Origin of the sequence: Ralstonia mannitolilytica, from assembly GCF_000954135.1 — a bacterium.
In the GTDB taxonomy this organism is placed as follows: domain Bacteria; phylum Pseudomonadota; class Gammaproteobacteria; order Burkholderiales; family Burkholderiaceae; genus Ralstonia; species Ralstonia mannitolilytica.
This window is the reverse complement of record NZ_CP010800.1, coordinates 637,190-662,340: the sequence shown is the minus strand read 5'-3', so window position 1 is coordinate 662,340 and position 25,151 is coordinate 637,190. Positions and strand designations below refer to the sequence as shown.

The window sequence follows — 25,151 nt, the reverse complement described above, 5'->3', positions numbered from 1 at the left end:
GCGCCTCAGACGCTGACGACCTTGTTCTTGCCCGCGCGCTTGGCCTGGTACATGCCGCGGTCTGCGCGGTGGATGGCCGCCATGGGCGGTTCGTCCTTGCCCAGCTCCGCCACGCCGGCAGAAAACGTGATGAACAGGCGCGTGTCGCCGGCCATGAAGAAGCGCTGGGTCAGTGCACGCTGCAGCCGGACGATGGTCTTCACGCCGTCTTCCAGGCGCGTGTCCGGCATGAGCACCACGAACTCCTCGCCGCCGAAGCGGGCCAGCGTGTCCTGCGGCCGCATCGACTCGCGCGCCACCTGCGCCAGGTGCGCGAGGGCATCGTCGCCCGACGTGTGGCCGTGCGTGTCGTTGATAGCCTTGAAGTTGTCGATGTCCAGGAAGGCGATCGACAGCGCGGCGCCCTGCTGCATCGCCTGGGCCACCTCGCGCTCCAGCGCCTCTTCCAGGCCCTTGCGGTTGAGCGCACCCGTGAGCAGGTCGTGCCGCGCCGACGCCGAAGCAAGGTCCAGCGCCTTGCGCAGCCGGGCCACTTCGGCGGCGGCTTCTTCGGCCTTCATCTGCATGGCCGACAGCTCGTCGCGATTGCGCGCGGCTTCCGAAGACATCCACCGCGTGGCCGACAGCGCGTCCTGGATGACGGGCGCAATGTCCGCCACGGTCCGGGCCGCTTCGATGCGCCGCGCGCAGGCTTCCATCTGCCGGTGGTGTGCGTCCGACGTGGCGGCCGCGGCAGACAGGCGCTCCATGAAGGCGGCCAGCAGCCGCTTCATCTCTTCCTGCGCCTCCATCGACTTGCTCTTGAGCGAGCTCTGCTTGTGGATGACCTCCTTGAGGCGGCGCCGCAGATCGTCCAGCCGGCGCAGGCTCACGGGCGCTTCGCTGGCCCGCATCAGGGCGTCGATCTGGCCGCGCAGCCAGTGGTCGTCCAGCGAGAGTTCGCTAATGTTCTCGAACACGAGCTGCAGCAGGCCCAGCAGCGACTGGCGGATGTCGTTCTGGTCAGCGGCCGCCAGCGCCAGCCGCTGGTTGAACGCCGCGAGCCGGCTGTTCACGCTGGCGAGGCTTTCGGCGTCGGAGCGGCACGCCTTGACGAGCGCCCAGGCCGCTGGGCCGACCAGGGCATCGTCGGTGCCCAGGGCCGGCAGGCAGCACTCGACGGTGCGCGCAAGATGCTCGCGCAGGTCGCGCACGAGCGCCGCGCGCTCTGCCGGGGCGTCTTCATGGGGCTTGCTGCCTGCGATTTCGTAATAGATCGCGGCAAAGTTGTCTGGCGTGGGAGCCAACCTGCGTGAGGCCAGCAGCCGGAGAGCGTGCCGCGCGGTCTCCGATGGGTTCTTTTCGGTCATACCTAATACAACAGGTTGGCAAGCGGGATTGGAGACCGATTCTCCATGGTTCGCGCCGCACCGAAAAGCCGCGAAAAGGTGTATGTGGGTGTTTGTTGTGGAAAGGCGTCCGCCGTGATCCCCGGGCGAGACACGCCGCCAGGCGCGGTGGCGAGCGAAGGATTGCGCCGGGCAGCGCCGTGCGCCGCTGGTGGACGCGGCCTGCCGTTACGACAGCTCGGGCGCGGCAGCGGCGCGCGCGCGTTGCCCACGCGTTGCCACCCAGCAGAGGATGGAGCCCGCACACACCATCGAGGCGCCTTTCCAGAACGCGAACGACAGCGGCGTGCGCAGCAGCGCCGCGGCCAGCGCCGCAGAAAACACCGGAATGAAGTACGACGCGCCGGCCAGCACCGTCACGTTGCCGTGCAGGATGCCCACGTTCCACGCTGCATAACCGAAGCCCATGGCCGATGCGGCCATCGCCAGGTAGACAATCGCCTCGACGCTGAAGTGCATCGCGCCGCCGCCGGTGGCGAAGTATTTGATCCACAGCGCCAGCGCCGTCAGCATGAAGAACAGCGTGATGCCGTTCTTGCCCTCGGCGATCCGGGCGGTCACGGTGCAATACGCGGCCCAGATCACGGCGCCCGAAAACGCCAGCCCATAGCTGAGCGGGTTGTCGCGCACGTTTGCGGCCATGCCGCCGATGTCGAGCCCCTGGTCGCCGCCCAGTACGAGGCAGATGCCGAGAATGGCAATGAGAAACCCCGGCACGATCAGCAAGTTCGATCTCTGCTTGTTGAACACGATCGCGCACAGCATCGTGAACGACGGCCACAGGTAGTTGACCATGCCGACCTCAATGGCCTGCCGGCTGGTGTTGGCATAGCCGATCGACAACGACAGGCACAACTCATACGCCACGAAAAGCAGGCTTCCCCACACGAGATACCGGCGCGGAAAATCCTTCCAGCGGATGAACCCGACGGTGAAGAGCAGCAGCACCGAGGCCACGCTGTACATCATGGCGGCACCGCCCACGGCCCCGAGGCTCTGGCTGACGCCCCGGATCAGCCCGACGATCGAGGCCCACAACAACACCGCGATGAGCCCGATGAGGGTCGCCCTGCTCCTGCTTTGCATAACGTGCCTGCGCTGACTTGTCGATTGGGAAGGGGCCGATCTTACCGCCATCGCGCGGCACGTCGATCGGCTAGCCGGCCTGCAACCGCCGCCACAGCGTCGTCTTGCTGATGCCGAGCGCCGCGCACACCGCGTCGCGGTCGCCGCCATGCGCGGCCAGCGCGGCCCGGATCGCTTCGGCTTCCACGCCACGGCTGCGCTCACGCAGCGTTTGCGCGCCGCCCCTGCCGCGCGCCGTCTGTGCAAACACCTCGGGCGCGATCATGCGCAGCACGTCTTGGGTGAGGGGGCTGGCGTCGTCGGTATCGGCCAGTTCCACCGCAATGCGCTCGACCACGCTTTGCAGCTCGCGCACGTTGCCGGGCCACGTGTAGCGCTGCAGCGGCGCCGCAATGCCGGCCAGCAGATGCGCGGCCTCGTCGGTATCGGCAATGCGCAGCAGCAGGCGCGGCTCGCGGCGTGCGGCCTGCACGAGCAGTTCGGCGGCCAGCGGCATCACGTCGTCGGGGCGCTCGCGCAGCGGGGGCAGCGCGATGCTGAGGATGTTGAGGCGGTAGTACAGATCGGCGCGGAAGGCGCCGGCTTCCACCGCGTCGGTCAGGGCACGGTGCGTGGCCGCCACGACGCGGATGTCCACGCGCGTGGGCTCGGTCGAGCCAAGCCGCACGACTTCGCGCTCCTGCAGCACGCGCAGCAGGCGGCTTTGCAGCGGCAGCGGCATCTCGCCGATCTCATCGAGGAAGAGCGTGCCACGATGCGCCGCCTCGATCAGCCCGGCCTTGCCGCCCTTGCGTGCGCCGGTGAACGCGCCTTCTTCGTAGCCGAAGAGCTCGCTCTCGAGCAGCGCCTCGGGAAACGCACCGCAGTTGATGGCGACGAACGGAAAATCGCGCCGCGCGCTGAGCTCGTGCATGCTCTGCGCGACCATCTCCTTGCCGGTGCCGGATTCGCCGAGCACGAGCACGGTCGCATCCGACCTGGCATAGCGGCGCACGAGCGTGCGCACGCGCTCCATGGGCGGTGATGCGCCCACGAGATCATCGAGCCGGTAGCGCGCGCTGAACTGCTGCGGGCGCTGGCGCGAGCGCAGCGTGCGGTCGAGCCGCTCCACGGCGCGCGACTCCTGGAACGTGAACACGGTACCGTCTGCGGCGCCCATGCCGGCCAGCGGGCCGCGGTGGATGACGTAGCTCACGCCGCGCACGGTGCCGAGCGTGTCGCCGTCCGCATCGGGCAGCAGGCCCAGCAGGTTCGGCGCGATGCTCAGCAGCGGCTGGCCGATGGCCTGCTTGGCGTCGATGCCGAGCGCCGTGGCCAGCCGCTCGTTGATCGCTTCCACGCGACCTTGCGCATCGAGCGCCACCACACCGTCGCGCAGGTGCTGCAGCAGGTTGTCGAGCCGCTGGCGGCGCTGCGCTTCGCGGCGCGTGGCCTGCACGACTTCAAGCGCGGTGTCGAACGCCGCGCGCACGGAATCGCGCGAATACAGGAACACGGCCTGCATGCCGGCGCGCGCGGCCAGGTCCGTCACCAGGCCCGGTCCGACGACAGCGCCGACGCCGCGGTCGCGCAGGTCGAGCACGCAGCTCTCCGCGTCCTGCCGCGACGCATACGACGCGAACACCACGTCCATGTTGTATGCAGCGACAAAGCGGCGCACCTCCTCGGGCGTGTCGCCATGCGTGACGAGCGCCACCGGCTGCGCAGCATCGGCCACCGCACGGCGTGCACGGGCCAGCGCGTGCATCACGTCAAAGCCCGTCGGGTTGATGACGACCACCGGCAGAGACAGCCGCGGCTTCAGGTACGCGCCGTTCGAGCCGCCCGCGACCACCACATCCGGGCGCTGGGGTCCGGCCATGTCGATCTCGCGCACGATGTCTTCAAAGCCGCGCGTGACGACGCGCAGCTCGGCGCGGTCGTTGTACTCGGCGGCAATGTCGAGGAACAGGTCGCTCAGGCGGCTGATGCCGCACGCCCAGATGCGCGGGCGGTCAGCATGGTCGGCAGTCGGATGCATGATCCCTGCATTATGCGCCCGCCATTTCTATATTGAAATGGAAATTTCAATATAGAAATGAGGTGATCCGGGGCGCCAACGCCACACCCATACAAATCAACGGCTTAGGCGGCGCGGCGCCGATGGCCCGCTTCCTGCTCTATACGGCGATTCTTCTGGAGCACGCATGAGCACAACCAAACGACAGCCCACCAGCGCGGGCGCCAAGTTCCGCCAGGCCGTGGCGGAGTCCCAACCGCTGCAGGTGGTAGGCGCCATCACCGCCTACGCCGCCAAGATGGCCGAGCAGACCGGCTTCAAGGCCGTGTACCTCTCGGGCGGCGGCGTGGCCGCCAACTCGCTGGGCCTTCCGGACCTGGGCATCAGCACGATGGAAGACGTGCTGATCGACGCCCGCCGCATCACCGACGCCGTGCAGGTGCCGCTGCTGGTGGACATCGACACTGGCTGGGGCGGCGCCTTCAACATCGCACGCACGATCCGCTCGTTCATCAAGGCGGGCGTGGCGGCCGTGCACCTGGAAGACCAGGTCGGCCAGAAGCGCTGCGGCCATCGCCCGGGCAAGGAAGTCGTGCCGACCGACGAGATGGTCGACCGCGTCAAAGCCGCCGTGGACGCCCGCACCGACGACGACTTCGTCATCATGGCCCGCACCGATGCGGCCGCCTCCGAAGGCATCGACGCGGCCATCGAGCGGGCCGTGGCCTACGTGGAAGCCGGCGCCGACATGATCTTTCCGGAAGCCATGAAGACGCTGGACGACTACCGCCGCTTCAAGGCCGCCGTGAAGGTGCCCATCCTGGCCAACCTGACCGAGTTCGGCAACACGCCGCTGTTCACCACGGACGAGCTGCGCAGCGCGGACGTCGATATCGCCCTGTATTGCTGCGGCGCGTATCGTGCGATGAACGCCGCGGCGCTGAACTTCTACCAGACCGTCATGCGCGACGGCACGCAGAAGGCCGCCGTCGAAACCATGCAGACCCGCGCCGATCTGTATCAATATCTCGGTTACCACGCGTACGAAGACAAGCTCGACGCGCTGTTTGCCGCACAGAAATAAGCCCGAAGATTCAACGCATCCAAGGAGACACCGCACCATGAGCGAAGCAGACAACAGCACCCCGAACACCGGCGCCTTCAAGCCCAAGAAATCCGTGGCCCTGTCGGGCGTGACGGCTGGCAACACCGCGCTGTGTACCGTCGGCCGCACCGGCAACGACCTGCACTACCGCGGCTACGACATCCTGGACCTGGCCGCCGCGTGCGAGTTTGAGGAAGTCGCCCACCTGCTGGTGCACGGCAAGCTGCCGAACAGGGCCGAACTGGCCGCCTACAAGGCCAAGCTCAAGGCGCTGCGCGGCCTGCCCGCCAACGTGAAGGCCGCACTGGAATGGGTGCCCGCCTCGGCCCACCCGATGGACGTGATGCGTACCGGCGTGTCGGTGCTCGGCACCGTGCTGCCCGAGAAGGACGACCACAACATCCCCGGCGCCCGCGACATCGCCGACCGCCTGATGGCCAGCCTGGGCTCGATGCTGCTGTACTGGTACCACTACAGCCACAACGGCAAGCGCATCGAAGTCGAAACCGACGACGACTCCATCGGCGGCCACTTCCTGCACCTGCTGCACGGCGTGGAGCCGTCGAAGTCGTGGGTCGATGCGATGCACGTGTCGCTGAACCTGTACGCCGAGCACGAGTTCAACGCCTCGACCTTCACCGGCCGCGTGATCGCCGGCACGGGCTCGGACATCTACTCCGCCATCACCGGCGCGATCGGCGCACTGCGCGGCCCGAAGCACGGCGGCGCAAACGAAGTGGCGTTCGAGATCCAGAAGCGCTACGACACGCCGGACGAAGCCGAGGCCGACATCCGCCGCCGCGTGGAGGCCAAGGAAGTCGTGATCGGCTTCGGCCACCCGGTGTACACCGTGTCCGACCCGCGCAACAAGGTCATCAAGGAAGTGGCGAAGAAGCTGTCGAAGGAAGCCGGCAACATGAAGATGTTCGACATTGCCGAACGCCTCGAAACCGTCATGTGGGACATCAAGAAGATGTTCCCGAACCTCGACTGGTTCAGCGCCGTGTCGTACCACATGATGGGCGTGCCCACCGCGATGTTCACCCCGCTGTTCGTCATCGCACGCACCTCGGGCTGGGCCGCGCACATCATCGAACAGCGCATCGACAACAAGATCATCCGCCCGAGCGCCAACTACACCGGCCCCGAAGACCTGAAGTTCGTACCGATCGGCAAGCGCCCGTAAGAAATAGGAAAGAAGAAAGGAGCGTCAACACACACCCACCGGCGGTGTGGCCGTTGACGTTGCTGCCCTAAATGGCGCCTTGAGTTTCTGTAAGCGGGCGAAAAAAAGAAGGAGGCTTGTCTGAGCGAAGCGAGTTTGCCTCCTTCTCCGCACGGTTACATAAATTCAAGGGGAAGTCGCCATCTCGGGCGCGCCTTTCTTTGCTTGCTTTCTTTGGCAAGACAAAGAAAGTAAGTCGCCCCCGGCAGGGGGAGAAACAAGGGATGGACCCACACCATGAACACAGCACACCGCAAACCCCTCCCCGGCACACACCTCGACTACTTCGACGCGAGAGAAGCCGTCGAAGCCATCCAAGCCGGCGCCTACGACAAGCTCCCCTACACCTCCCGCGTCCTCGCCGAGAATTTGGTACGCCGCTGCGACCCGTCCACCCTCACCGCCTCGCTCAAGCAACTGATCGAGCGCAAACGCGACCTCGACTTCCCGTGGTTCCCGGCACGCGTGGTGTGCCACGACATCCTCGGCCAGACCGCATTGGTGGACCTCGCCGGCCTGCGCGATGCCATTGCCGACCAGGGCGGCGACCCGGCCAAGGTCAACCCGGTCGTGCCGGTGCAGCTGATTGTCGACCACTCGCTGGCCGTCGAATGCGGCGGCTTCGACCCCGACGCGTTCGCCAAGAACCGCGCCATTGAAGACCGCCGCAACGAAGACCGCTTCCACTTCATCGACTGGACCAGGCACGCGTTCAAGAACGTCGACGTGATCCCCGCGGGCAACGGGATCATGCACCAGATCAACCTGGAGAAGATGTCGCCCGTCATCCAGGCGCACGACGGCGTGGCCTATCCCGACACCTGCGTCGGCACCGACAGCCACACGCCGCACGTCGATGCGCTGGGCGTGATCGCCATCGGCGTGGGCGGGCTGGAAGCCGAAAACGTGATGCTCGGCCGCGCCTCGTGGATGCGCCTGCCGGACATCGTCGGCGTGGAGCTGACCGGCCAGCGCCAGCCCGGCATCACCGCCACCGACATCGTGCTGGCGCTGACCGAATTCCTGCGCAAGCAGAAGGTCGTGGGCGCGTACCTGGAGTTCTACGGTGAAGGCGCGTCCAAGCTGACGCTGGGCGACCGCGCCACCATCTCGAACATGGCACCGGAATACGGCGCCACGGCGGCGATGTTCTCGATCGACCAGCAGACGCTCGACTACCTGCGCCTGACCGGCCGCAGCGACGAGCAGGTCAAGCTGGTCGAAACGTACGCCAAGACCGCGGGCCTGTGGTCCGACACGCTCGAGCACGCCGAATACGAACGCGTGCTGCGCTTCGACCTCTCCAGCGTGGTGCGCAACATGGCCGGCCCGTCGAACCCGCACGCGCGCGTGGCCACGACCGACCTCGCTGCCAGGGGCATCGCCGGCAAGTGGGAAGACACACCGGGCCAGATGCCCGACGGGGCCGTCATCATCGCCGCCATCACGAGCTGCACGAACACCAGCAACCCGCGCAACGTGATCGCCGCCGGGCTGCTGGCACGCAATGCCAACCGCCTGGGCCTCACGCGCAAGCCGTGGGTCAAGACCTCGCTCGCGCCGGGCTCCAAGGCGGTGGAGCTGTACCTGAAGGAGTCGGGCCTGAAGGAAGAACTCGAGAAGCTCGGCTTCGGCATCGTCGCGTTTGCCTGCACCACCTGCAACGGCATGAGCGGCGCGCTGGACCCGAAGATCCAGCAAGAGATCATCGACCGAGACCTCTACGCCACGGCCGTGCTGTCGGGCAACCGCAACTTCGACGGCCGCATCCACCCGTATGCGAAGCAGGCGTTCCTCGCATCGCCGCCGCTGGTGGTGGCCTATGCGATTGCGGGCACCGTGCGTTTCGATATCGAGCGCGACAGCTTCGGCACCGATGCCAACGGCAAGCCGATCCTGCTGAAAGACCTGTGGCCGACCGACGAAGAGATCGACGCCATCGTGCGCGCCTCGGTCAAACCGGAGCAGTTCCGCCAGGTGTACATCCCGATGTTCGAGCAACGCAGCGAAACGGCCGCCAAGGTGAGCCCGCTGTACGACTGGCGCCCGCAAAGCACGTACATCCGCCGCCCGCCGTATTGGGAAGGCGCCTTGGCCGGCGAGCGCACGCTCAAGGGCCTGCGCCCGCTGGCGGTGCTGGGGGACAACATCACGACCGACCACCTCTCGCCGTCCAACGCCATCCTGCCCAACAGCGCGGCGGGCGAATACCTCGCCAGGATGGGCTTGCCGGAAGAAGACTTCAACTCGTACGCCACGCACCGCGGCGATCACCTGACCGCACAGCGCGCGACGTTCGCCAACCCCACGCTCGTCAACGAGATGGCCGTGGTGGACGGCAAGGTGCAGAAGGGTTCGCTCGCGCGCATCGAGCCCGACGGCAAGGTCACGCGCATGTGGGAAGCGATCGAGACATACATGGAGCGCAAGCAACCGCTCATCGTCATCGCTGGCGCCGACTACGGCCAGGGCAGCTCGCGCGACTGGGCCGCCAAGGGCGTGCGCCTGGCCGGCGTGGAGGCCATCGTGGCCGAAGGCTTCGAACGCATCCACCGCACGAACCTGATCGGCATGGGCGTGCTCCCGCTGGAGTTCAAGCCGGGCACCACGCGCCTCACGCTCGGCATTGACGGCACCGAAACCTTTGACGTGATCGGCGAGCGCAAACCGCGCACGGACCTGACGCTCGTCATCCACCGCAAGAACGGCGAACGCGTGGAAGTGCCCGTCACGTGCCGCCTGGACAGCGACGAGGAAGTGTCGATCTACGAAGCCGGCGGTGTGCTGCAGCGCTTTGCGCAGGACTTTTTGGAATCGAACAAGGAAGCAGCATGAGCCACCCCGCGCAAGTGAAGATTCCCGCCACCTACATGCGTGGCGGCACCAGCAAAGGCGTGTTCTTCCGTCTGCAGGACTTGCCGCCGGCCGCGCAACAGCCCGGCGCCGCGCGCGACGCGTTGCTCATGCGCGTGATCGGCAGCCCCGACCCGTACGGCAAGCAGATCGACGGCATGGGCGGCGCCACGTCGAGCACCAGCAAGACTGTCATCCTGAGCAAGAGCACCCGCCCCGACCATGACGTGGATTACCTCTTCGGCCAGGTCTCGATCGACAAGCCGTTCGTGGACTGGTCCGGCAACTGCGGCAACCTGTCGGCGGCCGTCGGGCCGTTCGCCATCAGCAACGGCCTGGTGGACCCAAGCCGCGTGCCGGAAAACGGCACTGCCATCATCCGCATCTGGCAGGCCAACATCGGCAAGACGATCATTGCCCACGTGCCGATGACCAACGGCGCGGTGCAGGAGACGGGCGACTTTGAACTGGACGGCGTGACCTTTCCGGCGGCGGAAGTGCAGCTCGAATTTCTCGACCCGGCTGCCGAAGAGGAAGGCGACGGCGGCGGCGCGATGTTCCCTACCGGCAACCTCGTCGATGACCTGGAGGTGCCCGGCGTGGGCACGCTCAAGGCGACGATGATCAACGCGGGCATCCCGACCATCTTCGTCAACGCAGAGGCCATCGGCTACACCGGCACCGAACTGCAGGACGCCATCAATGGCGATGCGAAGGCGCTGGCGATGTTCGAGACCATCCGCGCGCACGGCGCGGTGCGCATGGGGCTGATCAACAGCATTGAAGAAGCCGCCACGCGGCAGCACACGCCCAAGGTGGCGTTCGTCGCACCGCCGAAGGACTACGTGGCATCGAGCGGCAAGAAGGTCGGCGCAGGTGATGTGGACCTGCTGGTGCGTGCGTTGTCGATGGGCAAGCTGCACCACGCGATGATGGGGACGGCAGCGGTCGCCATCGGCACGGCGGCGGCGATTCCGGGCACGCTGGTCAACCTGGCAGCGGGCGGTGGAGAACGCGGTGCCGTGCGCTTCGGGCATCCGTCGGGCACCCTGCGCGTCGGGGCGGAGGCCAAGCTCGTCGACGGGGAATGGACCGTCACCAAGGCCATCATGAGCCGCAGTGCGCGCGTGCTGATGGAGGGGTGGGTGCGCGTGCCGGGCTGAGCGTTGCCGACAAAACCGCCGTTCAGCGCCAACGCATGAACGGCTCGGAGAGGGCCAGCCATTGCTGGCCCTTTTCGCAGGATGCGGCTCAGCGCGACAGCGCGCCGCCCACGGTGGTCAACGCACCGCCCACCGCACCCGTGACGGGTGACAGCGGCGTGGTGGCCCCCGTCGACGTGACCGACGAGCCGACGCTCGTCACGAGCGAACCGATGGGGGCGGTGACGCCGGTGGTGGGAGTCGCCCCGCCCAGCGCGCCGGTCACGGCCCCGAGCGGGTTGCTGCCGCCCGTGGCACCGCCCAGTGCACCGGTGATCGGCGCCAGCGGGCTGGCCGTTGTGCTGCCGCCCGACAGCGGCCCGCCCAGGGCGGCCACCGTGTTGCCCGTGGCCGTCACCACGCCCCCCAGGTTCGACACCACCGGCGCGTTGGTCGCCGTGAGCGATGTACCGACGTTGGCCACGCCGCCGCCCACCGTCTGCAGCAGGTTGGTGGCCGGCGCACCCAGGCCCGTGGTGTTGCCCAGCGTCTGCGTGGCGTCGGTCACCTGCGAGGTGAGCGGCACCACGGCCGAGCTCAACTGCTGCGTGACCTGCTCCACTGGCCCCGTCGACAGCGACGTGCCCAGCGTGCCGCCCGCCTTGGCCACCGCCTGGCCGACCTGCGACACCGCGCCACCCACCGGCGAAGTGACCGGCGACAGCGGCTGCAGCGGCCCCGTGCCGAGGCTGTTCACCAGCCCGCCCGTCGCCGTGACGGTGTTGCCGACCTCCGTGACGACGTTGCCCGTGCTCGACACCGTGGTGCCGATCGGGTTCGGGTTCGTGCCGATGCTGCCCAGCCCGGACTGCACGCCCGTGCCCAGCGCAGACACCGTGTTGCCGGCCTTGTCGATGACGTTGCCCAGGGCCGACGCGCTCGGCACATTGGTGCCGCCCACGGTGGTGCCCAGGCTGCTGACGGCATCGCCCGTGGCTGTCAGCACGCCGCCGCTCTTGTTGGCGATGGTGCCGGTGGGTGTGGTGGACGCGGTGGTGCCTGTCCCGCCCGTGCCGCCCGAGCCGTTCGACCCCGAACCGCCGCCGCCGTTATTGGCCGAGCTGCCGCCGCCGTCCGTGGTGCCGCTCATGTCGCCCGAGCCCGAACTGGCGCAACCGCCCAGCACCAGCAACCCGGCCACAAGGGCCGACACCAAGGTCCCTCGTTGGATTTTGTTCATGTCCGCCTCCTGTTTGAAATGCATGCTCGAAATAATGCGAGACCCTGCCCTGCCAAGTGTTTTTCTGCATGCCGCCATCGATTAATACGCGGCATGTTCAAACCGAGTCTATTAACTGGACCCGGGGCGATTGCAAACATTGTCAAACGCCGAAAAGCCTTTGCTGATGCGGCATCGGCACATGCACCCGCTGCCGGTAGAGGTCAAGCTACAGGAAACAGTGTTTTCCGGGTGCATCGTGTGCCGATTATGTTTGGAGGCCAGGCTCTAAACTACCCAGATTGGGTTAAATCCATTCGGCCTTATCGGGCAGCCGGACGCACAAATGGCAGCCGCGGGAACCGGAAAACCGGAGTGCGAGGCGGAATGGCCGGATCAAAATGGTGGCGCTCGATGACAATGCCGCGCGCCGGCGCCTCCTCGATGAAGCGCTCGACCAGCTCGCGCACATCGGCATCGATGTAGTCCGCGCGCGCGGCATCGACGATGAGCGTGGCGCCGTTGGGCACCTGCGCCAGATAGCGCTTGAGCGGCACCTTGCCCATGAACGACACGTCCTTGCGAAACGACAGCAGGAAGTGGTCCTGGTGGCGCGCCATGACGATCGTGCGGCGCACGTTGGCGCGGATCGCCAGCGCAACGCTCAACGCGATGCCGATGAGGATGCCGACGAGCAGATCGGTCAGCAGCACGCCAACGACCGTGGCAATGAACGGGGCGAATCGGTCGACCCCCTGCCGCGCCACCGACGCGAACAAGGACGGCTTGGCCAATTTGTAGCCCGTGAAGATCAGGATGGTGGCCAGGCACGCCAGCGGAATGCGGTTGACGATGGCCGTCAGCACGAACACGCTCGCCAGCAACAGCACGCCGTGCACCACGGCAGACCAGCGGCTCTGCGCGCCGGCATGCACGTTGGCCGAACTGCGCACGATGACAGACGTGATCGGCAGCCCGCCCAGCGCGCCGGCCACCAGGTTGCCGATGCCCTGCGCCTTGAGTTCGCGGTCGGGCGACGCCCAGCGCTTCTTCGGATCGAGCTGCTCGACGGCTTCGAGACACAGCAGCGTTTCGAGGCTCGCCACGATGGCCAGCGCCACCGCCACGCGCCACACGTCTGGATTGCCGAGCGCGCCCAATGCCGGAGACGCCATCGCATCCAGGAACGCGCCGAACGATGCCAGTTCGGGCAGGTTCACCCGCTGCTCGCCCGACGGCGCGATGCCCGGCGCCATCGCATCCAGCAGCACCGTCACGCCGATCCCGAGCGCCACCACCACCAGCGGCGACGGCAGTGCCCGCACGAGCGCAAAGCGGCGCAGCGCCGGCGTATCCCAGCCGATCAGCACGGCGGCCGAAAGCAGCGCCACCAGCGTCGCCGTGGCAGACACGGCGCCCACCGGCGTGCTGAGCATGCCCGGGCCCGCCGCAGCCGGCCCCTCCGCCAGCCCGAACGCCAGGGGCACCTGCTTGATGATGAGCAGCAGTCCGATCGCCGCCAGCATGCCCTTGATGACCGAAGACGGCACATAGGCGGCAAAGCGCCCGGCGCGCAGCGTGCCGAACAGAAACTGCAGCGCGCCGGCCAGGCCCACCGCCACCAGAAACGTAGAGAACCCGCCCAGCCTGGCGATGCCGTCAACCACGATCACCACAAGCCCGGCCGCCGGACCGCTCACGCTCAGTTGCGAGCCGCTGAGCAGCGCCACGACCAGGCCGCCGATCATGCCAGAGATGAGCCCCGCCAGCGGGTCGACGCCCGAAGCATTGGCAATGCCCAGGCACAGCGGCAGGGCGACGAAAAACACGATGACCCCGGCGAGCACGTCGCGCGGGGAGAATGCCGGTGAGGTGGATGTCTGCATGGCTATCGGTGTTGTCGGAAATGCGTACGCGCGAACGCCTGCCCGCGGGCGTGGCACCGCCGCGCCGGCATGCGTGAGGAGAAAACGTCAGGAGATGCGGCCGCGCAAAGGCAGCCGCGCTGGCTAGGCGATGGCCTCGGCGGGCATCAGGATGTCGCCGCGGGCCGCGTGTTCGGCATCGGGGTCGCCCGAAGCCAGCACGCGGATGCGCCCGTCCGCGAGGCCGAAGATCCAGCCGTGCACGCGCGGCGGCGGGTCGGCATCGCGCACGATGGGGCTCTCGCGCAGGCAGCGCACCTGTTCGAGCACGTTGAGTTCGGCGAGCCGGTTCACGCGATCGTCCGGATCGGGCACCGCCGACAGCGCGCCGCGATGCCGGGCAGCCAGCGCGCACAGCGGCCCGATGCGGCGCGCCACATGCGGCAGCCCGTCGGGCGGAGGCAGCAGGGAAGCGCGCACGCCGCCGCAGCCCTCATGGCCGCACACGATCACGTGCGCAACCTTCAGGACGCGCACGGCATATTCGAGCACGCTCATCGTGTTGTCGTCGGCCGGACACACGAGATTCGCGATATTCCGATGGACGAATAAATCGCCCGGATTGGAACGGGTAATGGTTTCAGCGGGGACACGGCTATCGGCACAGCCGATCCATAACACTTGCGGTTGCTGGCCTTGTGCCAGCCGTGAAAAGAAATCGGGATCGCGCGCGACGGTTTCGTGCGCCCACGCGACATTCTCGACGAGCATGCGTTTCGGACGATGCATTGAATACACTCCTGCGGAATCGGCTTGGCCGCTGCGAGGCTGAAAAACCCGTAAACCCAGATCTGAAGGGCTTCTACGTTGACGTTGCAGTGCAGCGGAACAGCTACGAAACGATCGTACGAGAAAGGTTCCCGCCGTGCCAATCTGGTCCCGATGCAATATCGGCGCGAGAACGCACTGATAATTTGCACACATCTGCAAGAGCGAATCACGACGATTATCTGCAAGCGCGAAACTGCGTGCAGTTATTGCATGGCCGAGTTATCTATCCTGAATATTCAAACCAGGGATTGGAAAATATTCCATCACAAGTGAATGACCGGAACCCTTCAACGCCACCGCTTTGCCCGTATTTGGGGCGCGCTTTCTAAGCCGATCGACAGCTTGTGCGCAACTCAGGCGTCGGCGGGCAACGGCAGGGTCATGCGAAAGCACGTGCCGCGACCAACCTCGCTGCGAGCCTCGATGTGGCCGCCATGCTTGCGCACGATGCCGTAGGAGATGGATAGGCCGAGCCCCGTTCCGAGGCCCACGGGCTTCGTGGTGAAGAACGGGTCGAAGATGCGGCCCAGGTGTTCGGGGCGGATGCCGCTGCCCGTGTCTTGCACCTCGACCCAGACGCTGCCGGCGTCGCGGCCCGTGCGCAGCGTGATGCGCCCATGCTCGTGGATCGCCTGACCGGCGTTGACGAGCAGGTTCATGAAGACCTGGCTCAGCTGCGACGGCATGCAGTCAACCTCGGGAATCCCGCCGTACTCGCGCACCACGTCCACCTTGTACTTGAGCTCGTTCCAGACGATCTTGACGGCGGTCTCGAGGCACGTCTCGAGGTTGCAGCGCTGCAGCTGCGCATCGTCCACATGCGAGAACGCCTTGAGACCGTGCACGATGCTCTTGACGCGCTGCAGGCCATCCAGCGATTCGGCCAGCAGCGCCGGCACGTCTTCGCGTACGTAGTCCAGGTCGGCCCGCTGCCGCACCTCGGCCAGCGTGGCGCGTGTGGCAGGCGTCAACTCCGCCTCGTGCGACTCATACGCAGAGACGGTGTCGAGCAGCGCTGCGACGTAGCGCTGCAGGCTGCCCAGGTTGGCATTGACGAAAGAGACGGGGTTGTTGATCTCGTGCGCCACCCCGGCCGCCAGTTGGCCGATCGAAGCCATCTTCTCCGACTGCAGCAACTGGCCCTGTGCCTGCGCCAGCTCGTGCAGCAACTGCTCCTGGCGTGCGCGCTCGGCCTGCAGCGCCTGGTGCGCCAGCGCGAGCTGCCATCGGTCACGCTGGAACTGCTCGACGGCGCGCGCCATCTGGCCGATCTCGTCGTCGCCCCTGACCGGCACCGCCCCGGGAGCGCCGTCGGCATGCTGATCGCGCAGGCTGCGGCTGACCTGCAGCAGCCGCTGCAGCACGCGACGTCCCAGCAGCGCGTACGCGGCAAGGCAGGCAAACGCCACGCTGCAGGCGAGCAGCGCGGTCACCCAGCGCTCGTTGCGCTCCGACACGGCGGCCAGCGCCTCCAGGGCCTGCTGAAACGCATGCGCATGCCGCGCCGACAACTGCTGCGCAGACTGCACCATGGCGCCGGCCTGCATGTACAGCGCCTCCGCAGATCGACGCCCGGCCTGGGCGCGCGCCGACGCTGCCGCAGAAGCCGTGGCGCCAGCGCCCGCACGCTGCAGCTCGCTTTCCCACCACTGCGCGACGATGTAGACCGCATTGCGAAACAGCTGGGTCGACTGGTGCAGATCGAGCACTTCAATGTCGTCATCGGCGGCGGCCAGATGTTCGGACAGCTGTTCGAACGCCTGCAGGTTCTGCAGGATCTCCGCATAGTGGCGGCGCAGCGCCTCCACCGAGGCCGTCTTCTCGAGCTGCGCCGATTCGCGCTCGATGAGCAGCGTGCGCTGCACGAGCTCCTGCGCGTGCCGCAGTCGCGTGAGCTGTTCGTTGGCCAGCGCCCGTGTCGCCTCCGCGGATGTCCGCAGCGCATACACCGCGGTAAAACCGCCCGCCGAGATCAGCAGCGCCAGCACGGCCACGGCCAGCACGAACTGCCGACCGAGCGAACTCGGCCACACCCCGCGCAGCGGCACACGAAGGCGCACGAGAGCGATACCGGCGACGTCCCCTGGCATTCAGCGGCCCCAGATCCGCCGATAGACGGCGCGATACCCGCTGTCGGGGTCGTACTGCCCGAGCGGGCCACCGTCAAACGCGATGTTGCCCGCGGTGACAAGATGCACCGGCGACACATAGCCGCTCACCGGCTGACCGGCCAGAAGCCGGTTCAGCTCGTCCACCAGCTGCCAGCCCTGCAGGTTCAGCGGCTCGGCCACCGTGCTGGTCTGGAAGGCACCGGCCTGGATGCGCAGGAACGCCGCGGCGCTGCCGTCGCCGGCAGAGAGCATGCGCAGCCCTTCGGACCTGCCGGCCCGCGTCAGTTCGGCACCGGCGTAATCGAAGTAGATGTCGTTGATGGCCAGCGCGTACGTCCACGTCCGCCCGTACCGCTCCAGCAGACGGCGCATGACGCCAGGCATGGCTTGCGCGCTGCCCGAGATGGGCACGTCTTCCAGCGCCAGCAGCCGGCAGCCGCTGCACGCGCGGATCACCTCCGCCATGGCAGCGGCCTTGGCCTTGGCGATCTGGAAGTTCGAATCGGTAAAGATGACCACGTTGGCGTGGCCGGCGGAATCCGCCACCGCTGCCATGGCGGTGAGCCGTGCGACGGCGAGCGGGTCGGTCGATACGTTCACCGCGACAGGGCCATCGGCCATGGGCCCGGCGGTGGCGGCCACATGCCAGCCCACCACCGGGATGCCGCGTTGCGCGAACGGGGCCAGCGCCGGGCGCATCTCGACGGCATCGCCGCCTACCAGCACGACGCCGCCGGGCTGCAGCGCCAGCGCGGAGGCCACGGCGCGCCGCCGGCCCTCGGGCGTACCGCCTGCGTCGTACACGTGCACCTTCCACCCGATCACGCGCGCAGCTTCCTTGATGCCCTTGGCAACGCCAAGGATGCCGCCGTTACGCAAGTCTTCACTCACGATGGCAAGCGTGATGTCGGCCCGCGCGCGCGGGCCCGACGCCGGACCATCCCAAGGCGCGCCGTGTTCGCTGGCGCGCGCGACGATCTGCTGCATGCGCACCGTGTCGGGCAGCGCCTCGGCCGCCCGTGCAGCCCCGCCTTGGGCGAGCGCGCTCAACAGGCCACACGCACATGACGCAGCCGCCAGCCTGCGCCTGCCATCCGTCCACCAATCCATGGGCGCTCCCAAAAGGCGAAGGTTCAAGCGGCGTCCGGGGCGCCGGGCGCCGTCGCCGCGGGGCCGCCCGACGCGCGTGCGGCTTCCGCGTAGACGAGGATGGCGAACGGCACGTCTTCGTGCGCTTCGAAATGCTTGATCTGCTGCACCTGGTGGGCACTGACCACGCTGTCGCGCGTGATGAGCAGCACCCCGCGGCGCGTAAGCAGGTCATCGGCCAGGCGCATGCCTTCGCGCAGTTCCGTCGAGGTGATCTGGCGCACGGGCATCACCTCGCCCTGCTGCTTGAGCACCGCAACGAAGCGCACCACCACATCGGGGTCGTAGCGCAGGCCGGACTGCGCCTTGATCATCTCCATGGCCTGGTCGGGCGACGTACGCTGCTTGACGATCTCGCCCGACATCAGCCCCTCGAAATCGCGCGCCACGGCCACGATGCGCGCCCCGATGGGGATGGCCGGGCCTGCCAGGCGATCGGGCGTGCCGCGGCCATTGAAACGCTCGTACTGGTGGCGGATGATCTGGGCCACCTGCTCGAGCTGCGGCACCGGCGTGAGCACCATCTGCGCCCGCAGCGGATGCTGGTAGAACTGCTGCGCCTGCTCCGCAGACAGACGGTCGAGCGACGTGCTCAGCAGCACATCGGGCAACGACAGCTTGCCGATGCCATGCAGCAGCCCGGCATGGAAGATGTCCTGCACCTGCAGCCCCGTCAGCCCGCACCCGATGGCGATGCGCCGCGCGAGATCGGCCACCCGCAGCGACTGGCGCGCCATGGCACCGCAGCGCATCTCGATCATGCTGGCGCACACCTGAACCATGTTGGTGAAGCTGGTCTTCAGATCGCGCTGGGCGCCTTCCAGGAACATCACCGTCTGACGAATCTCTTCGGTGCGCGCCTGCACCTGGGTCTCCAGGCCTGCGTTGAGCCGCTGCAGCATGTCGTTCTGCTGGCGCGTGAGGTCGCTCAGGCGTTGCGCTTCACGCGCGAGCGTGCGCTGCTCGACCGCGTGCCGCACGGTGAGCAGCAGATCCTGGTCGTCCCACGGCTTGTTGAGGTAGCGGTAGACCCCGCCCTCGTTGATGGCGCGCACGGCCGAATCGATCTCGGAATAGCCGGTCAGCAGGATGCGCATCACGTCGGGATACCGCTCGCGCGCGCAGGCCAGAAACTCGGCGCCGCTCATGCCGGGCATGCGCATGTCCGAGACGATCAGGTCCACCGGATATACAGCCAGCATCTCGAGCCCAGCCGCCCCGCTCTCCGCCGTGATCACCCGGTAGCCAGTCGGCCGCAGCAGCCGACGCAACGATGCGAGCACGCCCGCCTCGTCGTCGACGAGCAGGATCAGCGGTGTGGCGGCAGCCGAGGCGGCGCCCGACGTTGCAGGCACGGGCTGGGCCGTCTCTGCCGGCCCGGGAGCGGTACCGGGCGTGGTGGTTTGTGCAGTGTCTTCTTCGTAGGCGAGCATGGCCCGGTCCTCTGTGAGTTCAAAGCGCGTTCAGAGCGCCTGCAGAAACTGCTCGAGCGCGCGCTTCATGGTGCGGATGGCCGTTTCGGGCAGCAGCATGACGAGCTGCGCCACAAAGCCGCCGCGCTCGAGTGTGAAGCGCACCTCCAGCAGCAGCGCGACGTCCCAGCGACGGAACTGTTCGCCCGACAAGGCCTGTTGCAACGCGGTCGCGGGCACGAAGCTCGGGCGCGAGAACGACAGGTTGCGCCCCAGCTGCTCGAACACGCTGCGCACGCACGCGCCCACCAGCAGGTTGGCAATGTCGGACAGCGCCTCGCTCTGGCCGTGGAGGTCGGCATCGTCGTAGCCCATCAGTTCTTCGAGCTCTTCGCGGCCGTCCTTGCCGAAGAGCACGATGGCTTCGCCGGAAATGTCCGACTGGAACGCCTGCCGCACCGGCGACGGCGCATCGCCTGCCATGTCGCAGGCCAGCAGGTTGGCCTGCAGCTGTGCGGCGTCGACGAGCTTGATGCCCGGCACCGACAGCGTCACGAACGCCCCCAGCAGTTCGGCCAGTGCAGCGCCGGCCTTGCCCATGCCGATGTTGGCGATCTCCTGCAGCGCGTCGCGCTGCTCTTCGTTGAGCGTCAGGTCATGCATAGAGCCCATACCCCCGCAGGATCGGAACAATCCGCTCGGCCGAGACCGGCTTCGGTATGAACCCGATGGCACCGAGTTCCTTGACGCGCTCCACCGCGCCGGACTGGATGTCAGCCGACACCACGATCACAAAGGCATCGGCGGCGGCCCGGCGAATGTGTTCGAGCACCTGGAAGCCGTCCATGTCGGGCATGGTGAGATCGAGAAAGACGACGGTGCCCTTGCCCGCCCGGAACAGCTCCAGCGCCTGCACGCCGTTGGAAGCCTGCGAGACTTCGACGTCCCAGTCCTCGGGCAAGGCGTTGATCAGAAGCTTGCGTGCCAGCGACGAGTCGTCGGCAACGAGCACGGGTAGCGCCATGGTGTGTCTCCCTTCAGGCGTAAGACGTGGGGTTCAGGGGGGCCGCCGCCTTGACGGCCGGCGCGGGTTCTGAGGCGAGGGCGGGCGCGGGGCCGCCCACGGGCAGCGTCACGCGAAAGGTCGTGCCCTTGCCGACCGTGCTCGATACATCGATGCGTCCGCCATGCGCCTGCACGATGCCGTAGGTGACCGACAATCCGAGCCCCGTGCCCTTGCCGACCGGCTTGGTGGTGAAGAACGGATCGAAGATGCGCTTGAGGTTCTCGGGCGGAATACCGCAACCGGCATCGGCCACCTCCAACCAGACCGACGCCTTGGCATCCGCCTCGCCAGGGTCGGGCGCATCGCACCCGGTGCGCACCGCGATCACCCCGCGCTCGCCACCAGACTCGGCCTTCTTGGCGTAAGCCTGCGCGGCGTTCACCACCAGGTTCAGCACCACCTGGTTGATTTGCGACGGGATGCACATCACGGGTGGCAGTGTGCTGTACTCGCGCACGAGATCGGCCTGGTACTTGATTTCATTGTGGACGATGTTCAGCGTGGATTCGATGCAGCGGTGGATGTCGACCTGTTCCCACTGGTGCTTGCTGTCCACGCGCGAGAAGTCGCGCAGGTCCACCACGATGTCGCGCACGCGGGCCAGGCCCTCTTTCGATTCTGCGACGAGCGCCGGGGCGTCTTCGGTGAGGTAGTCGATATCGGCGGCCTGGGCGAGCGCGGCGAGCTGCGGGTCCAGCGAAGGCGCCGCCTGCGTGATCAGTTGCTCCATGCCGCGCGCATAGTCGAGCAGCGTGCCCATGTAGCGTTGCAGGCTGTTCAGATTCGACAGCACGAAGCCCACGGGGTTATTGATCTCATGCGCAATGCCGGCCGCCAACTGCCCGATGGCGGCGAGCTTCTCCGATTGCAGCAACTGCTGGTGCGCCTGGGCCAGCTCTTCGTTCAATGCCGAGAGCTGCGCGTTGCGTACGGTCAGCTCCTGCAGCGCATCGGTCACGATCTTTTCGCGCTTTTTCAGCTCGCCATAGGCCAGGCAGACATCGGTCGCGTCGAGCAGCGTAATGCCGACGGCAATCACCACGCCGTGCTCATCCTCGATCGGAATGAAACTGCAGTTCTGCTGCATCCATTCGATCGTGTCGGTAATGGGCCGGGTATGCCGAAAACGGAACAGATAAGGCCGGTGCTCCCACGATGTATATGCCGAGACGCCCAATACAAAAACGCTCTCGATTTTCTTGCGCAGCCATTTTTCGGGCAGCTCGGGAAACAGGGCGAACATATCCTGGCCGAGCACCTCGTCGGCCGAACGCCCGCTGTGATACTGCATGAAACGGTTCCACGACAGGATCCGCATGTGCCGATCCACCGAGAACACGCCGCAACTCACCAGTTGCGCAATGGCGTCGGAGAGTTGGGATGGGGTGATGTCTGCCATGCCTGGGCGCCGGTCTGCAAATGCATGCGGTTGATGTCGGGTCACATCGCATAACCCGCTCTTACCCTGCTTATCGACAGAGTTTTGCTCAGGCAGATAAGGACAAATCCCTAATCGCGCGTGATTATCGGAAGATCAGAGTGAAGACACATGAACATCGGCCGCGGCGCCATGAATAATGTGCGGGATTACACGCTTTTTCTCGGCCGGTTTCAGCTGCGCAGATGCAATTGCGCCAGAAGCTGCCGCCACTGTGCGAATTGGCGCGCCCGTGCCTGCGGATCAGCAGCGTCGCGGCCATAGCGCAGCGCGACGTAGCCGGCGGCGGCCTCGCGGATGGCCTGCGCGGCCTGGGGGAAGTGCACGGCGGCGCGTTCGGCATAGGCCATCGGGCCTTCTGCCGGTGCGCGCGGGCAGCCATGCCGCGCCAGCCTGTCGCACAGGCGCTGCCACTGCGCCTGCACCGGATCGGGCTTCGGCTTGCGCGGCTGCCACAACAGCGGCAGCGCGGCCAACAGCACGAGGCCCGACACGCCCCACAGCACGGCGCGCGGGTCTGCCGCATCCAGCCCCAGCCACGCGAACAGACGCGCCTGGCGGCTGCGGTCATAGCCGAGCACCCAGCGGTTCCACCCGCTGACCAGGCCATCCAGCCCCCAGCGCACGTTGCGCAGCCACGCGGGCTCTTGCGCGCGGCGCGAGCGGAATTCGCTGGCGGGCACGGCTGCCGCAAGCCCCCGTTCCACCCGCTGCGGCGCGACGGCGGCGGTCGGGTCCACGCGCACCCAGCCGCGCCCGTCCAGCCAGACCTCGGCCCAGGCGTGCGCATCGGACTGGCGCACGATGATGTCGCCGCTCACGACATTCACCTCGCCCCCCAGGTAGCCGACCACCACGCGCGCCGGCATGCCCGCCGCACGCATCAGGAAGACGAAGCTGCCGGCGTAGTGCTCGCAGAAGCCGCGGCGCGTGCGGAAGAGGAAGTCGTCGATCTGCGGATCCTGCAGCGGTTCGGGCTCGAGCGTGTAGGCAAACGGCGCGCGGCCAAACAGCTTCAACGCGGCCGAGATGCGCTCGGCAGGCGGCAGGCCAGCCCATTGCGCGGCGAGCGCACGCGCCTGCGGGTTGCCCGGCGGCAGTGCCAGCGCCAGCTGCCGCGTAAGCGGATCGAGCGGCCCGGCATCGTCCGCGCCACGGCGGCCGGGCAAACGCGAGCGCGCGTGATAGCGCATGCGCTGGTCGAGCACCTGGGTGCTGACGAATTCGCCGTCAAGGCTGCGGCGGATGCCGTCGCGCGCGTCGATGGACACACCGCGGTCGAGCGCAAAGAGCCAGCGCTGGCGTGTCGGCTCGAGCGTGATGTTGTAGTCGACCAAGTCCGCTGCGCTGCCGGCAGCGTCCGCAGAATCGGGTACGCCTTCGGGCGCGGGACGCTGCCGCATCGAGGCGGCCGTCCACGCCTGGCCGTCGAAACGCCACAGCACCAGGCCGCGCCAGTAGAGCGTGTCGGGCGGCGGCGGCGCGCCGGCAAAGTCGGCGCGGAAGGCGAGGTCATCCGACAGGATCAGCTGGCCGACCGAGCCCGGCGCCATGCGGTCAGACAGGCCGCTGGTGGCGGTGTCGGCGGCTTGCGGCAGGCGCCACAGCGGGTGATCCAGGCGCGGGAACAGCAAGAAGAGTACGGCCGCGCACGGCAAACCCATCAGTACCAGGCGCGTCAACACGCGCGCGGGCGACACGCGCGTGCGCGCCTGCGGATGCAGCAACACCAGCCAGTTGCGCAGCAGCAGTGCCACGGTGGCCAGCATGCTGGCGGCCAGCCATGGCGGCTGGTCAAACAGCACTTGCGAGAGCAGCAGGAAGCAGCACAGCTGCGTGACCAGAACGCCATTGCGCACCGTGTGCGACTCCATCAGCTTGAGCACGAGGAACGCGCCGAGCAGCGCCACCGACAGGTCGCGCCCGATATTGCCGCCCGTGCGCATGGCCAGCGCCAGCGTCACGAGCAGCGTCGCCACGCCGGTCAGCCCGAGCACCCACTTGCCCGGCAACGGCGCGCGGCGCACCCACAGCAGCGTGCGCCAGAGCAGCAGCACGCCAAACACGGCACAGGTGACGAGCGGCAGCGCCCGCAGCAGCGGCGCCAGCACCACGGCCAGCTGCGCGATGAGCCAGCCGTGCTCGCGGTGCGTGAGCGCGCGGGCCGGGCCAAACACGGGGGTCTCCGAAGGCGGGCTCATGCGGAGGCCGCCTCGGGCATGGCAGGCCTGCCCCACAGGGCCAGGGCTTGCAGGCATGCATCGCGATGCGCACACCCGCGTGCGGGGCCGATCGACAGGCCCGGAAGGTTCAGGGTGTAGTCGGGCGCCTCGGCAGCCGGCGCGTGCTCGGCAGCCAGTACCCAGGCACACAGGCGCGAGAGGCGCTGCTCCACGCTCATCCACGGCGGCAAGGCATCCCACGCCAGCACGCACTGGGCGCGGCGCACCTGCTGCCCGGTGCGGCTGACCCACGTATCGAGCCGCGCACTGTGCTTCCACGCAATGCTGCGCAGCGGGTCGCCGGGGCGGTAGGCGCGCAGCTGGTCGGCGGCGTCTTCGGGGGCGCTGCGGGCGGCGCGCAGGTCATCTTCCTCGCCGGGGTCGGGAGCCATGCTGGCGGGCAGCGGTGGGGGCGAGGATTCCGGCTCGGGGTACACGAGCAACGTCAGCGGCGCGTCGGCATAGCTCCACGCGCGGAACAGCCCCAGCGGAAAGCGCGTCGACACCGTCAGCCGCGGCAGCGCAAACCAGCCGCGCGGCTGCGCGGCAAACGACAGCACCGCGACCACCGCGTCCTGCGCGTCGAGCGACATCTCCACCGCCGCCGCGTCGCGCGCGCCCACATCGATGCCCACACGCGCCCACGGCGTGACGTTCGCAAGCGCCACGCTCACGTTGACGGCGTGCCCGACAAACACGGCATCACCCGCCGCGCCGCGCACTTCCAGGTCGACCAGGTTGCGATGCGTCTGCCACATGGCCGCGGCCACCACGCCGGCCAGCACGAAGGTCAGCAGGAAACCGAGGCTGACGTTGTAGTTGAGCGAGGTCAGCAGCATCACGATCAGCAGCAGCGCGAAGCCCGCACCGGCTGCGGTGGGCAGGATGTAGACGTGATTGCGGTCCAGCCGGATGCGGCCTTCTCGCGGCGTGCGCGGCCGCTGCAGAAAGCGCTGCACACGCCCGCGCACGAAGCGGATGCCGGGCAGCCTTGCCAAGCCCGCGCCCAGCACACGCAGCGGCGCAGACAACGCGGGCAT

General features: G+C 67.6%; 18 protein-coding genes. 4 read left to right on the top strand and 14 right to left on the bottom strand.

Annotated elements, in window-relative coordinates; translation table 11 throughout:
* Positions 1–5: 5 nt before the first annotated feature.
* From TK49_RS19665 to prpR, 3 genes are all read right to left on the bottom strand, one after another.
* Positions 6–1,349 carry a GGDEF domain-containing protein gene (locus TK49_RS19665; protein WP_045219286.1) on the bottom strand — a complete coding sequence of 448 codons (1,344 nt, stop codon included), beginning with the start codon at positions 1,347–1,349 and terminating at the stop codon, positions 6–8.
* A 207-nt stretch (positions 1,350–1,556) separates the two neighbouring features.
* The gene (gene yddG, locus TK49_RS19660; RefSeq protein WP_045219284.1) at positions 1,557–2,474 is read right to left on the bottom strand and encodes an aromatic amino acid DMT transporter YddG; all 918 of its coding nucleotides are present in this window, start codon (positions 2,472–2,474) and stop codon (positions 1,557–1,559) included.
* A 70-nt stretch (positions 2,475–2,544) separates the two neighbouring features.
* Positions 2,545–4,494: a propionate catabolism operon regulatory protein PrpR gene (prpR, locus tag TK49_RS19655; protein ID WP_045219282.1), complete on the bottom strand. Its 1,950-nt coding sequence runs from the start codon at positions 4,492–4,494 to the stop codon at positions 2,545–2,547.
* 166 nt (positions 4,495–4,660) lie between these two features.
* Between prpR and prpB the strand changes: the two genes are divergently transcribed.
* The 4 genes from prpB to prpF all read left to right on the top strand — a co-directional run bounded on the left by prpB (position 4,661) and on the right by prpF (position 10,819).
* Positions 4,661–5,557 (top strand): methylisocitrate lyase, encoded by an 897-nt coding sequence (prpB, locus tag TK49_RS19650; protein WP_045219281.1) that lies wholly within the window; start codon positions 4,661–4,663, stop codon positions 5,555–5,557.
* A gap of 37 nt (positions 5,558–5,594) precedes the next feature.
* Positions 5,595–6,764 carry a bifunctional 2-methylcitrate synthase/citrate synthase gene (prpC, locus tag TK49_RS19645; RefSeq protein ID WP_045219279.1) on the top strand — a complete coding sequence of 390 codons (1,170 nt, stop codon included), beginning with the start codon at positions 5,595–5,597 and terminating at the stop codon, positions 6,762–6,764.
* 276 nt (positions 6,765–7,040) lie between these two features.
* Positions 7,041–9,638 (top strand): Fe/S-dependent 2-methylisocitrate dehydratase AcnD, encoded by a 2,598-nt coding sequence (gene acnD / locus TK49_RS19640; RefSeq protein WP_045219277.1) that lies wholly within the window; start codon positions 7,041–7,043, stop codon positions 9,636–9,638.
* The gene (prpF, locus tag TK49_RS19635; RefSeq protein ID WP_045219275.1) at positions 9,635–10,819 is read left to right on the top strand and encodes a 2-methylaconitate cis-trans isomerase PrpF; all 1,185 of its coding nucleotides are present in this window, start codon (positions 9,635–9,637) and stop codon (positions 10,817–10,819) included. The genes acnD and prpF overlap by 4 nt, the downstream gene beginning before the upstream one ends.
* 88 nt (positions 10,820–10,907) lie before the next feature.
* Here prpF and TK49_RS19630 read toward each other — a convergent pair whose 3' ends face one another.
* From TK49_RS19630 to TK49_RS19580, 11 genes are all read right to left on the bottom strand, one after another.
* On the bottom strand, positions 10,908–12,038 hold the full coding sequence (locus TK49_RS19630; protein WP_045219273.1) for a collagen-like triple helix repeat-containing protein: 1,131 nt from the start codon (positions 12,036–12,038) through the stop codon (positions 10,908–10,910).
* A gap of 302 nt (positions 12,039–12,340) precedes the next feature.
* Positions 12,341–13,903, bottom strand: coding sequence for a SulP family inorganic anion transporter (locus TK49_RS19625; protein WP_045219272.1), 1,563 nt, complete (start codon positions 13,901–13,903; stop codon positions 12,341–12,343).
* A 123-nt stretch (positions 13,904–14,026) separates the two neighbouring features.
* Entirely contained in the window at positions 14,027–14,671 is a 645-nt protein-coding gene (locus TK49_RS19620; protein ID WP_045219269.1) for a carbonic anhydrase, read from the bottom strand.
* 395 nt (positions 14,672–15,066) lie between these two features.
* On the bottom strand, positions 15,067–16,803 hold the full coding sequence (locus TK49_RS19615; protein WP_045219267.1) for an ATP-binding protein: 1,737 nt from the start codon (positions 16,801–16,803) through the stop codon (positions 15,067–15,069).
* On the bottom strand, positions 16,804–17,934 hold the full coding sequence (locus TK49_RS19610; RefSeq protein WP_082076359.1) for a substrate-binding domain-containing protein: 1,131 nt from the start codon (positions 17,932–17,934) through the stop codon (positions 16,804–16,806).
* A 23-nt stretch (positions 17,935–17,957) separates the two neighbouring features.
* The gene (nosR, locus tag TK49_RS19605) at positions 17,958–19,406 is read right to left on the bottom strand and encodes a response regulator c-di-GMP phosphodiesterase, NosR family (protein WP_045219264.1); all 1,449 of its coding nucleotides are present in this window, start codon (positions 19,404–19,406) and stop codon (positions 17,958–17,960) included.
* A 30-nt stretch (positions 19,407–19,436) separates the two neighbouring features.
* The gene (locus tag TK49_RS19600) at positions 19,437–20,048 is read right to left on the bottom strand and encodes a chemotaxis protein CheC (RefSeq protein ID WP_045219262.1); all 612 of its coding nucleotides are present in this window, start codon (positions 20,046–20,048) and stop codon (positions 19,437–19,439) included.
* Entirely contained in the window at positions 20,041–20,409 is a 369-nt protein-coding gene (locus TK49_RS19595; protein WP_045219260.1) for a response regulator, read from the bottom strand. Before TK49_RS19595 ends, TK49_RS19600 begins: the two co-directional genes overlap by 8 nt.
* A gap of 13 nt (positions 20,410–20,422) precedes the next feature.
* Positions 20,423–21,850 carry a PAS domain-containing sensor histidine kinase gene (locus TK49_RS19590; RefSeq protein WP_045219258.1) on the bottom strand — a complete coding sequence of 476 codons (1,428 nt, stop codon included), beginning with the start codon at positions 21,848–21,850 and terminating at the stop codon, positions 20,423–20,425.
* 212 nt (positions 21,851–22,062) lie between these two features.
* Positions 22,063–24,090: a transglutaminase TgpA family protein gene (locus tag TK49_RS19585; protein ID WP_045219256.1), complete on the bottom strand. Its 2,028-nt coding sequence runs from the start codon at positions 24,088–24,090 to the stop codon at positions 22,063–22,065.
* On the bottom strand, positions 24,087–25,151 hold the full coding sequence (locus TK49_RS19580; RefSeq protein ID WP_240480074.1) for a DUF58 domain-containing protein: 1,065 nt from the start codon (positions 25,149–25,151) through the stop codon (positions 24,087–24,089). Before TK49_RS19580 ends, TK49_RS19585 begins: the two co-directional genes overlap by 4 nt.